This is a genomic window from Streptomyces sp. NPDC001920 (assembly GCF_053594495.1).
The window spans coordinates 122,042-135,467 of record NZ_JBSFEP010000023.1 but is presented as its reverse complement, the minus strand read 5'-3'; the positions used below and the strand labels follow the sequence as shown (position 1 = coordinate 135,467).

Annotated in this window: 13 protein-coding genes; 7 read left to right on the top strand and 6 right to left on the bottom strand. The window is 71.1% G+C overall.

From position 1 onward, the window contains the following. The first annotated feature begins 118 nt into the window (after positions 1–118). Both ACWCPI_RS32505 and ACWCPI_RS32500 read left to right on the top strand, forming a co-directional pair. Entirely contained in the window at positions 119–1,357 is a 1,239-nt protein-coding gene (locus tag ACWCPI_RS32505; RefSeq protein ID WP_451041533.1) for an exo-beta-N-acetylmuramidase NamZ family protein, read from the top strand. Between the two features lie 107 nt (positions 1,358–1,464). Beyond that, entirely contained in the window at positions 1,465–2,811 is a 1,347-nt protein-coding gene (locus tag ACWCPI_RS32500) for a serine-threonine protein kinase (protein WP_451041532.1), read from the top strand. A 3-nt stretch (positions 2,812–2,814) separates the two neighbouring features. On the opposite strand, the gene ACWCPI_RS32495 is transcribed toward ACWCPI_RS32500, so the two are convergent. Beyond that, on the bottom strand, positions 2,815–5,613 hold the full coding sequence (locus ACWCPI_RS32495; protein ID WP_451041531.1) for a penicillin acylase family protein: 2,799 nt from the start codon (positions 5,611–5,613) through the stop codon (positions 2,815–2,817). Positions 5,614–5,844: 231 nt separating this feature from the next. Here ACWCPI_RS32495 and ACWCPI_RS32490 point away from each other — a divergent pair, with 231 nt between their 5' ends. Continuing rightward, positions 5,845–6,450, top strand: coding sequence for a hypothetical protein (locus ACWCPI_RS32490; RefSeq protein ID WP_451041530.1), 606 nt, complete (start codon positions 5,845–5,847; stop codon positions 6,448–6,450). Between the two features lie 98 nt (positions 6,451–6,548). Continuing rightward, positions 6,549–7,277, top strand: a complete 729-nt coding sequence (locus ACWCPI_RS32485; RefSeq protein WP_451041529.1) for a 3-keto-5-aminohexanoate cleavage protein — start codon at positions 6,549–6,551, stop codon at positions 7,275–7,277. Here the strand turns inward: ACWCPI_RS32485 and ACWCPI_RS32480 are convergent. Beyond that, a complete protein-coding gene (locus ACWCPI_RS32480) occupies positions 7,235–7,954 on the bottom strand; it encodes a hypothetical protein (RefSeq protein ID WP_451041528.1) in 720 nt (239 codons plus the stop codon). The genes ACWCPI_RS32485 and ACWCPI_RS32480 overlap by 43 nt on opposite strands. Positions 7,955–8,111: 157 nt before the next feature. Here ACWCPI_RS32480 and ACWCPI_RS32475 point away from each other — a divergent pair, with 157 nt between their 5' ends. Further along, complete coding sequence (locus ACWCPI_RS32475; protein ID WP_451041527.1) at positions 8,112–9,179, top strand: RNA ligase (ATP); 1,068 nt, start codon at positions 8,112–8,114, stop codon at positions 9,177–9,179. 182 nt (positions 9,180–9,361) lie between these two features. Here ACWCPI_RS32475 and soxR read toward each other — a convergent pair whose 3' ends face one another. After that, positions 9,362–9,829 carry a redox-sensitive transcriptional activator SoxR gene (gene soxR, locus ACWCPI_RS32470; RefSeq protein ID WP_388806729.1) on the bottom strand — a complete coding sequence of 156 codons (468 nt, stop codon included), beginning with the start codon at positions 9,827–9,829 and terminating at the stop codon, positions 9,362–9,364. A gap of 119 nt (positions 9,830–9,948) precedes the next feature. Between soxR and ACWCPI_RS32465 the strand changes: the two genes are divergently transcribed. Then, on the top strand, positions 9,949–10,410 hold the full coding sequence (locus ACWCPI_RS32465) for a MaoC family dehydratase (RefSeq protein WP_451041526.1): 462 nt from the start codon (positions 9,949–9,951) through the stop codon (positions 10,408–10,410). Between the two features lie 20 nt (positions 10,411–10,430). On the opposite strand, the gene ACWCPI_RS32460 is transcribed toward ACWCPI_RS32465, so the two are convergent. The 3 genes from ACWCPI_RS32460 to ACWCPI_RS32450 form a co-directional block, all read right to left on the bottom strand. Next, positions 10,431–11,054, bottom strand: a complete 624-nt coding sequence (locus ACWCPI_RS32460) for a TetR/AcrR family transcriptional regulator (protein WP_388806726.1) — start codon at positions 11,052–11,054, stop codon at positions 10,431–10,433. 118 nt (positions 11,055–11,172) lie between these two features. Beyond that, the gene (locus ACWCPI_RS32455; protein ID WP_062701451.1) at positions 11,173–11,460 is read right to left on the bottom strand and encodes a YiaA/YiaB family inner membrane protein; all 288 of its coding nucleotides are present in this window, start codon (positions 11,458–11,460) and stop codon (positions 11,173–11,175) included. A 59-nt stretch (positions 11,461–11,519) separates the two neighbouring features. After that, entirely contained in the window at positions 11,520–12,671 is a 1,152-nt protein-coding gene (locus ACWCPI_RS32450; RefSeq protein WP_451041525.1) for an acyl-CoA dehydrogenase family protein, read from the bottom strand. A gap of 104 nt (positions 12,672–12,775) precedes the next feature. Here ACWCPI_RS32450 and ACWCPI_RS32445 point away from each other — a divergent pair, with 104 nt between their 5' ends. Beyond that, complete coding sequence (locus ACWCPI_RS32445; protein ID WP_451041524.1) at positions 12,776–13,426, top strand: TetR/AcrR family transcriptional regulator; 651 nt, start codon at positions 12,776–12,778, stop codon at positions 13,424–13,426.

Here is a 13,426-nt window from a genome sequence, read left to right as displayed (position 1 = left end):
TCGACTACATCGTCAGACTAACCGGTCGGTATGTGTCTGAGGAAGGGCAGGGGAAGCCGACCCGGGACGGCTCACCGACACCTTCCCCACAACCCACCGGAGCAATACGGTGCCCCCCATGCGCCTCTCCAGACGAGCCCTCCTCGCAGCGACAACGGCAGCAGCTTCCCTCACCACGACGGCCCCGGCAGCCGCGGCGGAGCGCGGCAGGCGACTGCGCACCGGCTTCGAGAACCTGGCCGCGGACGGCTACGCCCGGCTCAGCGGCGAACGCGTCGGCATCGTCACCAACCCCACCGGCATCACCCGCGACGCCCGCCACATCGTCGACGTCATGCACGCCGACGACCGGGTGAACCTCGTCGCCGTCTTCGGCCCCGAGCACGGCTTCCGGGGAACCGCCCAGGCCGGCGGCTCCGAAGGCCGCTACGACGACCCCGCGACCGGCCTCCCGGTCTACGACACCTACCTCAAGAGCGGCCGCCCCCTGGCCGACATCTTCACCGCCTCCGGCGTGGACACCGTCGTCTTCGACATCCAGGACGTGGGCGCACGCTTCTACACCTACATCTGGACGCTCTACGACTGCATGGAGGCGGCCCAGCTGGCGGGCAAGCGCTTCGTGGTGCTGGACCGGCCGAACCCGGTCACCGGGCGCTCGGCCCAAGGACCCGTGCTGCACAAGGAGTTCGCGACCTTCGTCGGCCGCCAGCCCGTCTCGCAGGCGCACGGCATGACGGTCGCGGAACTGGCCCGGCTGTTCAACGGGGAGTTCCTGGCCGCTCCGGTACCGCTGGAGACGGTGCGGATGTCGCTGTGGCGGCGGTCCGACTTCTACGACGCCTCGGGTCTGCCCTGGGTGCCGCCGAGCCCGAACATGCCGACGCCGGAGACCGCGCTGGTGTACTCGGGGACCTGCCTCTTCGAGGGCACGAACCTGTCGGAGGGGCGCGGGACGACCCGGCCGTTCGAACTGCTCGGCGCGGAGGGCGTCGACGGCCGCTGGGCCGCCGCGGCCAACCGGCTCGAACTGCCCGGCGTGCGCTTCAGGGAGGCGTACTTCACGCCCACGTTCTCGAAGTTCCAGGGCAGGACCGTGGGCGGCGTGCAGATCCATGTGCACGACCGGGCCGCGTACGACCCCGTCCGCACCGGCGTCGCCCTGCTGGTGACCGCCAAGGAGTGCTTCGGCGGCTTCGGTTGGCGATCCGACAACTGGATCGACAAGCTCACCGGATCCGCCCGGGTCCGCACGATGATCGACGCCGGTGCGAACACCGACGAGGTGGTGGCGGGCTGGCAGCAGGAGCTGGCGGCGTTCCGGCGGATGCGCGGGGAGTACCTGCTGTACAAATGAGCGCCCTTGAGACACGCCCTTGATGAGTGACGACGTATGGCCAATTCGGTCTGCCGGCAGGACGATGCGCCCGTACCACGTCGCTACGGGGGACAAGGGGGCCTGTGATGGGCAGACCGGCGGTGAGCGTGAGCCCGTACTGGGAGCTGACCTTCGACGCGGACGGGGACCCGGACGCCGGGAGGCGGGACCGGCTGCTCGCCGGGGTGGCTCAGCACCCTGTGCGTGAGCTGATCGTCTTCGCGCACGGCTGGAACAGCGACCGCTCGGGGGCGACCAGGCTCTACGACCGCTTCTTCGCGCCGATCCCCCGGCTCGCTCCGGCGGCGGGGATCGGGTACGTCGGCGTGGTCTGGCCCTCGATGCGGTTCTCGGACGAGCCGATCCCGGACTTTCCGCGGGCGGTGGCGGCCGAGATGCCGCGTCGGCCGGTGCTCGACAAGGACACGCGGCACGGGCTGCTGGAGAGCTTCCCCGGGCGGGCCACCGTGATCGACCGGATCGCCCGGCTGCTCGACCAGCAGCCGCGCGAGGAGGCCGAGTTGGAGGAGTTCGGGCGGCTGGTGCGCATGCTGGTGGAGGTCGTGCCGCCGGGGCCGCAGGCACTGTTCGCGGCGGACACACTCACGGAGGGCGTGCCGCAGGGTCTGCCGGACATGCTCTCGGGCTCGGTGGCGGCGGTGTGCGAGGAGTTCGCGCGGGCGCTGGCGCATCTGGAAGCGCCGCAGGGAGCGGCCCGCGGCCCGGCCTCCTTCTCACTGCCGAACCCGTGGGAGGGTGCGCACGAGTTGCTGCGGCAGGCGACGTACTACGCCATGAAGCGGCGCGCGGGGACCGTCGGTGAGCGCGGGCTCGGCCCGGTCATCGGGCGACTGGCGGTGCGGGCGCCCGGGACCCGGGTGCATCTCGTGGGGCACAGCTTCGGTGCGCGGCTGGTGTCGTTCGCGTTGCGCGGGCTGCCGAAGGGTGTGCGCACGGTGAAGTCGGTCACGCTGCTCCAAGGCGCCTTCTCGCACTACGCGTTCGCGTCCCGGCTGCCGCACGACCCGCGGGCGGGCGGGCTGCTGGAGGGCCAGCACAAGCGCGTCGACGGACCGCTGGTGTGCTGTCACTCACGGCACGACTCGGCCCTGTCCACGATGTATCCGCTGGCCGCCCGGATGGCGGGCGACGCGCGCGGGATCGCGGCGTGGGACATCGGCCGGGTGCTGGGCGACAAGTGGGGGGCGATGGGACACGGCGGGGTGCGGGCGGTGCCGGGGACGCGGTCGCTCACGCTGGCCGCCGCGCTGCGGGAGCCGCTGCCGGCGTCGGGGTGCGTGAACGTGGACGCGGCGGCGGTGGTCAGACGCGGCGGTCCGCCGGCGGGAGCGCACAGCGACATCGTGCACCGCGAGCTGGCACAGCTGGTGCTGGCGGCGGGCCGTGTCGTACGGCCCGCCGCCGGCCCCTGAGTGTCACCGATGTGACGTGAACTCCACGACCTGCTGGTACGTCGGCCTGTTCTGCCAGCTGATCCGGCCGTGCTTGATGCCGCCCAGGGTGCGCTGGACGATCGAGTCGGCGCACCACTGGTCGCCCGCCGCGCACTGGTCGTCACCGGGATAGACCTGGGCCGCGGTCCTGCCGGCGGCCTCCTTCAGGGTGCTGATCAGGATGTCCCGGCAGGCACCGAGGCTGCCGCCGCCGCAGTACTTCCGGTCGAGCGGACCACGCACCGACTCACCGAGGACGGCCCGGATGTCCTTGTCGACGTAGCTCCACCAGCCGTACTGGAAGGAGCTCCCGGCGTGCGAGCCGGTCGGGCCGTGGCCGGCCGAGGGGGCCTCGTCGATGGGCAGGTTGGCGGTCATGGCCTTGTACAGCGCGCTGCCGAGGCCCGGTTCGAACTCGGCCTTGACCAGCAGGGGCCACCACGCGTCGAGGATGCGGATCGCGTCGGCGTCGGCGTACTTCCTCGAACCGGCCGACGTCTCGGTGCGCTTGGCGCCCGCGGTGAGCCACGCCCGGAGCTTGCTCACCGCGGCCGCGGCCGTGGGGTCGGTCACCGGGGAAGCGGTGACGACCTTCAGCAGATCCGGCAGGACGTCCTCGGCCCGCAGGTCGGCCAGGCCCGCGTCGGCCATCGCCTTCACCAGCGAGGCCCGGGTCACGCCGCCCGCGGCGACCAGCTTGCGCACCCGGTTCTCCAGCAGGTTGCCGCGGTGCACCGAGCCGTCGCCCCAGGGAGCGGTCGTGTAGTCCTTGGCCTGCTTGTTGTTCCAGGAGATGTAGTAGTCCTGGTCGATGGAGCCGGGGTGCTCGGACGGCGGCGTGTACTGCGCCGTGTTCGTCGTCGCGTCCCAGCCGCGCCACTCGTACGCCGGCCGCGCCCACACCGGGAACTCCGCGTCGACGCCGGTCGCCCGGACCGGGTTGTCGCCGCTGTTGTAGTAGGCGGTGTGCTCGGAGTCCACGTAGAACCAGTTGAAGGTGTAGTTGATGTGCTGCACCGCCTTCTGGAAGTCCTCCGGGCCCTTGACGTGGTCCGGGTCGTTCAGCATCTGGAAGCCGATGATCGAGTCGGCCTCGTGCATGAACGACGAGCGCAGGGTGGTGTAGGCGACCTTCTTGCCGCCGACGGTCGCGCGGTGCGTGACGGGGCCGTACTTCGTGCGCCAGACCCGCATCGTGTACGAGCCCGCGGGCGTGCCGTCGGCGGTCGTCGGCTTCCAGGCGTTCTTCTGCTCGATCTTCTCCATCGCGGTGCAGGTACCGCGGTACAGGTAGTGGTGGTCGTCCTGGCACAGCTCGACGGCGTAGGTGTCGATGATGTCCTGGCCGGAGGTCGTGGCGCTCCACGAGTAGTCCTGGCCGCGGCCCAGTTCGACGTACATGCTCAGACCGGCGAAGGAGGCGCCGCGGGCGCTGATGCCCGGGCCCTGGACCTCCTGGAGCAGCAGGAGCTGAGGGGCGAAGTAGCCGGTCTGCGGGCCGAAGACGGCCACGGGGTGGCCGCTGGCGGTGTGTTCGCCGCTGACCACGAGGGCGTTGGACATGCCCCGCTTGGCGGAGGTCATGGCCGCCTCGGCCGCCGTGGCCGAGGCACCGGCCGCGGCGGAGCCGGCCGCGCTGCCCGTACGGTCGTACACGAGCTCTTCCTCGGTCACCGAGCCGGCGTCGGGCAGGGCGTCGCCCTGGGGGTCGGCGGGCTTGGTGGCGTACGGGAAGCTCTTGTCGTGGACGGTGACGACCGCCTCGGGGTCGTTGCGCTCGCGGAAGGACTCCCAGAGCCTGGTGCCCTCGACCACGCCGTACTTCTCCTGGGCGGCCAGCAGGGAGATCGCGTTGTCGACCTCGCCGCCGCCCCCGGAGCCGAACAGCGCGCCGATGACGGAACCCAGCGCGACCAGGTCGGTGATCTTGAACTTCTCGATGGTGCCGGCGTTGGTGACGGAGTCCTTGTGGCCGGTCAGGACGTACTCGCCGGGGAAGTAGCGGCCGCTGTCGGAGGCGTCGATGTAGGCGTTGATGCCGTCGAGGTAGGCCTTGGCGTCGGCGAGGGCCAGCCGCCCGCGCTCACCGTTGGAGGCCACCGCGTTGTCGATCTGGGCCTGGAGATCGGCCTCCGTGTAGGGGGCGTGACGCCAGAACTGCTGCTCCAGGCCCTGGTTGGAGGGCGCCCCGCCCGCGAAGGAGGTCAACTGTCCGCGTCCGACGTGGCGGAAGACGTCCATCAGCCACAGCCGGTCCTGGGCGGCCGCGTAGCCGGCGCCGAACTCGGTGCCGTACCTGGTGGTGCCGGTGATGTGCGGCACACCGGTCTTCTTGTCCCGGACGATCGTGACGTCGGTGCGTCCGGCGGGCTTCAGGGTGGAGGCCACCTGATCGGACGGGACACCGAACGAGGCGTCGTTGAAGAAGGTGTTGATCGTCGCGTTGGTGAGGCCGGAGTGGCCCTTGGCGAGGTCGGCGTACGGGCCCAGCTGGTCCGAGGCGTGTTCGGGCATGCTGCCGAAGGCCTGGTTGAGCAGGATCTGGGCGAGGGTGGCGTTGCCGTTCTGGCCCGGCGGCAGGATGTCGGAGCACTGGTTGCCGCAGTGGTCGACAGCGGCCGTCGCCTCGGCCGCCGCCGCCCGGTCGGCGGTGGCGGCTTGGGAAAGAGGCGACAAAAGACCGGCAATCAGCGCGCATATGGATGCCGTCTTCAGGAACCCGGGGAACCGACCGGGAGTTCTCAGTGTGTCGAGGGCGGTGCGTGGGATGCGCCGTGGCATGGCAGCTCCTACCGACGAGGCTGGGCCGGGATGTTACCGGCGGTATCCCCGAGATTGAAGGTGAACATGCGTCACTTTCTGGAGCCCGCAGGGTCCGCTATGGAGGTCATCGGAAATCGGATGGAGCCGAATCGCTTGTCGATACGTCTACTCGTCAACGTCGCGCGAAGTCCGTGCGACTACGCCGAAGTGACCGAAGTACAGGTGCAGGTGTGACGGAGGTGCAGGGCGATGGCCGGTTTTCGGAGTCTGGCGAGACAGGTGCGCGACCCGCGGTGCGATCTGGCACTGCGGCGCTACTCGCTGCGTAAGTGCCTTGAGCGGTTCGCCCCTTACGGGCACAGGGCGACGTGGGACCACTTGTGCTCCCGGGCGGGATTCGGTCCGGAGGACCGCTCCCCCGATCCAGCGCGGCTCGTGGCGGCGCTGGAGGAACTGGAGGAGGCGCGTTCGGTCTGGCTGGCCTACGAGGTCGAGTTCGCCGAGCGACGCAAGAAGGAGAAGCACGACGGACTGCGCAGGCCGGGCAGTGTGGACGACTGGCACCGGCTGACATGGGGCGGTTTCGGGGTCGCGTGGTGCGACGACCCCCGGGTCCACCCGCATGAACCGCTGGCCGAGGTGCTGCGCCGGCTGATCTCCGCGCTGGAGCGCGAACCGGGTGCGCAATGCCCGGTGTGCGACGGGGATCGGCTGACCTGGAGGTACGACCTGGCCCATGAACCGTCGTCGGGCCCGGTCTGCACGGACTGCGGCATCGTGGTGCCGCGTCCGGTGCTCACGTCCGAAGCGCTGGCGGCGGCCCGGCGCGGACGGCGACTGCTCGTGTCCGCCTAGTACGACGGGGGTGCGCCGGGGATGCCGCACCCCCTTTTCGTCGGCGGTCGCCTCCCCTCCCGTGCGCCGCTGTCGGTGACGGCGGGCATGATCGAGCCATGATGCAGGTGTGTCTGAACGGGCCCCGCACAGCGGGCGACGGTGCCGTGGTGCCGCTCACGCCGGAGGCGCTGGCCGATTCCGCGGCCGAGGCCGTCGCGGCCGGGGGCACGGACCTCCATGTCCATCCCAAGACCCCTTGCGGACGGGACAGCCTGTCGCCGCGCGTGCTCACGCCGGTGATCGAGGCGATCCGGGCCCGGGTGACGGTGCCGGTCGGGGTGACCACGGGTGCGTGGGCCGAGCCGGACGCGGCCGCGCGGGTGGAGCGGATCCGCAGCTGGACGGTGCTGCCCGACCACGCCTCCGTCAACTGGCACGAGCCGGGCGCCGAAGAAGTGGCGGCGGCGCTGCTGGAGCGCGGCGTGGGCGTCGAGGCGGGCATCTGGTCCGGCACCGACGGTGCGGCCCGGTTCGCCGCCTCACGGCTGGGGCCGAGGGTGCTGCGGGTGCTGGCGGAGGTGATGGACACCTCCGCCGAGAGGGCCGAGGAGACCGCGAGTGCGCTGCTCGCCGACCTGGGTCCGGCCTTCGGCCGGCCGGTGCTGCTGCACGGGGAGGACGGGGGCGCCTGGCCGGTGCTGCGGCTGGCGGGACGGCTGGGGCTGGCGACACGCATCGGCCTGGAGGACACGCTGGTCCTGCCGGACGGACAACGGGCCGCGTCGAACGCCCAGTTGGTGGCTCAGGCTCTGAACCAGTACGGATGGGTCCAGCGTTCGTCGTAGGGCAGGGCGAGGAGCTCTGCCTCGGTCGCGAGGCCGGGCTCGCCCAGGGCTCGCAGGCGAGTGGAGGCACTGCGGGCGAACCAGGACTGAAGCTCCACGACGGCCGCCTCCTGGTCCCCGCCCGACCAGCACATGAGCGGCAGGTCGTCGGCGAGGAGATCGGTGCGCCACCGGCGTGCGCAGGTCACGAGATGAGCGTCGGCGACGGGATGCCGGATCCAGTCGGCGAGGAAAGGGGTCACGGTCCCGGCGATCGCGGTGCAGCAGTCGAACACATCCGTGATCGGATGCGGCGGCTCGGGGGTCGCGAGGGCGTCCTGCCACCAGGCCGCCAGGAACGCCTGGACGGCCTCGGACTGATCCGTCGGCCAGGAGCGCCAGTCCACGCGGGTCAGCCCGTGCCCCCACCACGCCACATCCATGCTGCCGTCCGCCATCGCCCGAGCCGTCTGCGGCAGCAGGCGCCGCATCACGGCGGCGTGGTCCTCGAAGTGACCGGGGACCTTGTAGACGAACCTGCGGACCAGGTCGGCGGGCACGCGCGTGTACGGCGTGCGCAGATACGCCGTCTCCTCCGGGTCGAAGCAGCGCTCGCAGCCGGTCTCCGTAGGGCTGGCGAACCCGTTGAAGACTGTGTCGATGTCCGCGAGGGCGGCGGCAAGGGCGGGTGAGGGCATGGGAGTGCGTCCCGTCAGGACTCCGAGCGCGGCAGGAGTGATGGCCGCCGGCCGAAGATCGCGACGATAGCAGCCGCTAATCCGTTCGATCCAGCCCTTTCCTTTCCGGACAGTTGGGGGCGATGAAACACACCTGAGTCAGACCGAGGAGTCCCAGATGTCGACGCTGCGCGTCACCGCCGAAATCCTGACCGTCCACGAGCATCCGAACGCCGACGCGCTGGAGCTGGCACAGGTGGGCCTGTACCGGGCCGTCGTCGCCAAGGGTGCCTACCGCACCGGTGACGCGGCCGTGTACATCCCCGAGCAGTCCGTGCTGCCCGCCGGGCTGATCGAGGAGCTGGGGCTGACCGGGCGGCTGGCGGGGAGCGGCGCCGACCGGGTCAAGGCGGTGCGGCTGCGCGGCGAGCTGTCGCAGGGGATCGTGTGCCGGCCCAAGGCGCTGGGCGACGTCGACCTGGCCCTGGCGGCGGCGGAGGGGACGGACTTCGCGGAGGTGCTGGGGATCACCAAGTGGGTGCCGCCGATCCCGCCCACGATGTCCGGTGACGTGGAGTCGGCGCCGGATCTGCTGCCCTGGGTGGACATCGAGAACATCCAGCGGTATCCGGACATCTTCGCCCCGGGCGAGCCGGTGGTGCTGACCGAGAAACTGCACGGGTCGGCGTGCCTGCTGACGTATGCCGCCGACGAGGACCGGGTGTACGTGTCCTCCAAGGGTTTCGGCTCGAAGTCGCTGGCACTGCGGGAGGACCCGCGCAACCTGTACTGGCGTGCGGTGCGGGGGCACGGTGTCGCCGAGGCCGCGGCCAGGCTGGCCGAGCGGCTCGGGGCTCGGCGGGTGGGCGTTTTCGGCGAGGTGTACGGCGCGGGGGTGCAGGACCTGACGTACGGGGCCGATGGCCGGCGGGAGACCTTGGGGTACGCCGCGTTCGACGTGTCCGCGGAGATCGACGGTCGGGTGCGATGGCTGGACCCTGCCGAGGTACTGGAGGGCGAACTTCCCTTGGTGCCACGGCTGTTCGAGGGGCCGTACGACATCGAGCGGGTACTGGAGGTCGCCACGGGGCGGGAGACGGTCTCGGGGCGGGAACTGCACCTGCGGGAGGGCGTGGTGATACGGCCGGCTGTCGAGCGGTACAGCGCGGTGACCGGCGGCAGGGCGATCGCGAAGGCGGTCAGTCCGGCGTATCTGACGCGGAAGGGCGGGACCGAGTACGAGTGACTCGGGGCCGTCGGCCGGTGGGTGCACGGTGGAGTGGCCGAGGCAAGGCCCGGGCGCCCGCCGGCACCCACCGCTGACGCACCGGCGGCACGACTGCTCGCCGGGAGGCGGGGCCCGCTCGGCCGGCCGCCCTCGACCCGCGGCCGCCGGGTCCCGGGCCCGAAGTCATGGGCGCCCGGCCCCTACGACCTCCCCCTCTGCTCCACCATCAGCCGCGACCCCGTCAACCGCTCACCGAAGACGTCGTCCGGGTTGGACAGGACGCAGGTGTCGAGCGAGAGGCAGCCGCAGCCGATGCAGTCGGTCAGGTGGTCGCGGAGGCGGTTCAACTGGTTGATGCGTTCGTCGAGTTCCGAGCGCCATGTCTCCGACAGGCGAGCCCAGTCCTCATGGGTGGGGGTGCGTTCCTCGGGGAGTTCGGCGAGGGCCTCGCGGATCGTGGCCAGGGGGATGCCGACGCGTTGGGCGGCCCGGACGAAGGCGACCCGGCGGAGGGTGTCACGGGTGTAGCGGCGCTGGTTGCCGGCGGTGCGGCGGCTGCTGATCAGGCCCTTGGACTCGTAGAAGTGCAGGGCGGAGACGGCGGCGCCGCTGCGGGCGGACAGCTGTCCGACCGTGAGCTCGTGGATCTTCTCGGGGATCTGGGGCACGACCCAAACTTACCTACCGCGTCACGGCCCCGATCCGTTGACAGGGGCTCCACGCGCTAGCATGCTAAGCAGTTGCTTAGACATGGCTATCCGGAAAACGCGACGCGAGAGGCCTGGACATGGCAGAGCCGAGGATCTTCACCTCCGCCGACGACCTGAGGTCGGCGGTGGGCGAGCAGCTGGGGTACACCGACTGGCTGGAGGTCGACCAGAAGCGGATCGATCTGTTCGCGGAGGCCACGGGTGATCACCAGTGGATCCACGTCGACCCCGAGAAGGCCGCCGCCGGGCCCTTCGGGACCACCATCGCGCACGGGTACCTGACGCTGTCGCTGCTCCCGCTCTTCGGGCCGCAGCTCATCCAGGTCGACGGCATGAGGATGGGCGTCAACTACGGGACGAACAAGGTGCGTTTCCCCGCCCCGGTGCCGGTCGGGTCGCGCCTGCGCGCCACCGCCACGATCACCGGGGTCGAGGACGTGGCGGGCGGCATCCAGGTCGCCGTCGCCTTCACCGTGGAACGCGAGGGCGGGGACAAGCCCGTGTGTGTCGCCGAGTCCGTCTCGCGGTACTACCTGTAACCCGCGAAGAGCCGACCGCGCTACTTCGCTCCCACCATCCGCAGCACGAGGTCGGCATAGAGTGCGCCGACCTCGTCGGGGGTCCAGGGGCCGTCGACGTTGAACCAGCGGGCCACGTCGATGCAGAGCGAGAGGACGGCCAGGGTCGTGCCCTTCACGTCCAGCACGTCGAACTCGCCGGCCGCGACGCCGTCGTCGATGATCCCGCGCACCTCGGCGTCGACCTGCCGCCGCAGTTCGAGGATCTCGGCGCGGGCGTCCGGGCCGAGCGAGTCCAGCTCGTACTGCACCACGCGCGCGGTGGTGCGCCCCCCGGCGTGCCAGCGGACGAAGGAGCTCACGGCGTCGGCGAGCCGCTCGGCCGCACTGCCCTCGCGCCGGGCCGCCGTCTGGAGGATCTCCAGGGCCTTCTCGTGGCCGATCCGGCTGATGCGGTGAAGCAGCTCTTCCTTGGTCTTGTAGTGGATGTAGAGCGCGGCCGGGCTCATCCCCGCGCGGCCCGCGATGTCGCGGGTCGTGGTGGCGTGGTAGCCGCGCTCGGCGAAGGCCTCCACGGCGGCGATCAGCAGTCGCCGGGCCGCGTCGGGCGTGACCTCACCCCACGCCGACGTCTCGCCGCCGGCCGTCTCCTCCGCCGTACTCATCGCTCACTCGCCCCTCTCACAGACAGAGGCACCACCATACCGCCGATACTGAGCGATCGCTTAGCAGGCCGATGGAGGCGTCGCGTCCGCACGGGCGCCGTGATCCTCCCCCCGGGCGTCAGATCTTCTCGAACGGATCGTGCTCGGCGAGCAGCTTCTCCAGCCGTGCCTGGTCGACCCGGCTCACGATCTGCCCGGCCTCCTGCCGGTCCCGGATGACCTTGGCGAGGGTGAACGCCGAGGTCACCAGGTACAGGACGGCGATCGCGAGGAACCCGCGCACCCAGGCGTCGGCGTTCAGCTGGTAGATGCCGACGCCCGTGGCGGCCATGGCGACCGCGAAGGAGGCGACCGCCTGACCGTAGAAGGCCGCCGTGCTCTGCTGCTTGACCGGTGTGTCACTCATGGGAACAGGGTCGGGGCGGCGGGCGCCGGTCACATCCGCCGACGTACTCATCCTGGTACTCAGAACGCCGAGACACCCGTCAGCGCCCGCCCGATGACCAGCTTCTGGATCTGGCTGGTGCCCTCGTAGAGGGTCATCACGCGGGCGTCCCGCAGCAGTTTGCCCGCCGGGTACTCGTCGATGTAGCCGTAACCGCCGAAGACCTGCAGGGCGTTGTTCGCGGCGCGGACGGCGGCCTCCGAGGCGAAGAGCTTGGCCTTGGAGGACTCGACGGCGAAGGGCAGCCCGCGGTCGATCAGGTCGGCGACCCGCCAGGTCAGCAGCCGGGCCGCGTCCACGTCGACGGCGATGTCGCTGATCAGCTCCTGGACCAGCTGGTGATGGGCGATGGACCTCCCGAACTGCTCGCGCTCCCCGGCGTACCGGACGGCCGCGTCGAGGGCGGCCTGCGCTATCCCGACGCAGCCCGCGGCGACCGACATCCGGCCCTTGGCCAGGGCCGACATGGCCACCGAGAAGCCCTTGCCCTCCTCCCCCAGCATGGCCGTCGCGGGCACCCGTACGTCCTCCAGCACCAGCTCGGCGGTGGCCTGGCCGCGCAGGCCCAGCTTGCCGTGGACGGTGCGGCGGGTCAGGCCGGGGGCGTCGGTGGGGACCAGGAAGGCGGAGACGCCCTTGTGGCCGGGCGCATCGGTGGAGCGGGCGAAGAGCAGGACGACGTCGGCCCAGGTGCCGTTCGTGATGAACATCTTGGTGCCGTTGATGACGTAGTCACCGCCGTCCCGGACCGCCCGGGTGGCGAGGTTGCCCGCGTCGGAGCCGGTGCCCGGCTCGGTGAGGCCGAAGCAGCCGACCAGCTCGCCCGCGGTGAGTCCCGGCAGCCAGCGGCGCCTGTGCTCCTCGCTCCCCCAGGCCGCGATCGTCTTGGCGACCAGCCCCAGGGAGACCGACACGATGCCGCGCACCGAGGAGTCGCCCCGGCCCAGCTCCTCCGTGACCAGGCAGTACGCGAGGTGGTCGCCGCCCGAGCCGCCGTACTCCTCGTCGATCGTCAGGCCCAGGAAGCCGACCTCGCCGAGCTTCTTGACGATCGCGGGGTCCACCTCCTCGGCGCGGTCCCAGGCGACGGCGTGGGGCGCGATCTCGCGGTCCACGAAGTCCCTGGCCAGTTGCCGGACGGCGGTCTGCTCCTCGCTGAGCCCCAGATTCATACCGAGTCACCCCACAGTCGGTGGACACCGAAAGCCGTACCTTGAAAACGGTACGTTTAAATTAGCACTGCTAGTTTATGTTGGGCAGCCCTACTATGTGGGCCATGGCCCGACCGCGCAAGCCCCTCCTGAGCTACGACCGGATCGTCGAGACCGCGCGCGAACTCGTGGACGGGGAGGGCCTCGCGGCCGTCTCCACCCGCCGGCTCGCCGCCGAACTGGGCGTGAGCGGGCCGTCGTTGTACAACCACTTCCGCACGAAGGACGAGATCCTGGAGGCGGTCGCCGACTCGGTCAGCGCCCAGGTCGACCTGTCGATGTTCGAGGACGGCCGGGACTGGCGGACCGCTCTGCACGACTGGGCCGTCTCCTACCGGGCCGCCCTGCGCGACCACCCCAACATCGTCCCGGTGCTGGCCCGCGGCCCCGGCCGCCGCCCGGCCGCGCTCCGGCTCGCCGACGCCGTCTACGGCGCGATGGTGGCCGCGGGCTGGCCACCGGCCCAGGCCACGTCCATCGGAGCGCTGATGCGGTACTTCATCATGGGCTCGGCGCTCGGCTCGTTCGCCGGGGGGTTCGTGGACGACGCGAGCGCGTACGACCCCGCCGACTACCCCCACCTCGGACAGGCCCACCTGCTCGCCGAGCAGCAGGAGAAGATCGACGAGCGGGCCTTCGAGACGGGTCTGGCGGCGCTGCTGGACGGGCTGTCACGGCAGTACGAGCAGTACGGGCAGACCGGGCAGGCCGACTGA

Bases quoted from the DNA above. Each gene is read 5' to 3' on its own strand.
- ACWCPI_RS32485 (WP_451041529.1), top strand. From the start codon at position 6,549: ATGATGCAGGTGTGTCTGAACGGGCCCCGCACAGCGGGCGACGGTGCC.
- ACWCPI_RS32495 (WP_451041531.1), bottom strand. From the start codon at position 5,613: ATGCCACGGCGCATCCCACGCACCGCCCTCGACACACTGAGAACTCCC.
- ACWCPI_RS32455 (WP_062701451.1), bottom strand. From the start codon at position 11,460: ATGAGTGACACACCGGTCAAGCAGCAGAGCACGGCGGCCTTCTACGGT.
- ACWCPI_RS32450 (WP_451041525.1), bottom strand. From the start codon at position 12,671: ATGAATCTGGGGCTCAGCGAGGAGCAGACCGCCGTCCGGCAACTGGCC.
- ACWCPI_RS32480 (WP_451041528.1), bottom strand. From the start codon at position 7,954: ATGCCCTCACCCGCCCTTGCCGCCGCCCTCGCGGACATCGACACAGTC.
- ACWCPI_RS32460 (WP_388806726.1), bottom strand. From the start codon at position 11,054: ATGAGTACGGCGGAGGAGACGGCCGGCGGCGAGACGTCGGCGTGGGGT.
- ACWCPI_RS32465 (WP_451041526.1), top strand. From the start codon at position 9,949: ATGGCAGAGCCGAGGATCTTCACCTCCGCCGACGACCTGAGGTCGGCG.
- ACWCPI_RS32475 (WP_451041527.1), top strand. From the start codon at position 8,112: ATGTCGACGCTGCGCGTCACCGCCGAAATCCTGACCGTCCACGAGCAT.
- ACWCPI_RS32505 (WP_451041533.1), top strand. From the start codon at position 119: ATGCGCCTCTCCAGACGAGCCCTCCTCGCAGCGACAACGGCAGCAGCT.
- ACWCPI_RS32445 (WP_451041524.1), top strand. From the start codon at position 12,776: ATGGCCCGACCGCGCAAGCCCCTCCTGAGCTACGACCGGATCGTCGAG.
- ACWCPI_RS32500 (WP_451041532.1), top strand. From the start codon at position 1,465: ATGGGCAGACCGGCGGTGAGCGTGAGCCCGTACTGGGAGCTGACCTTC.
- ACWCPI_RS32490 (WP_451041530.1), top strand. From the start codon at position 5,845: ATGGCCGGTTTTCGGAGTCTGGCGAGACAGGTGCGCGACCCGCGGTGC.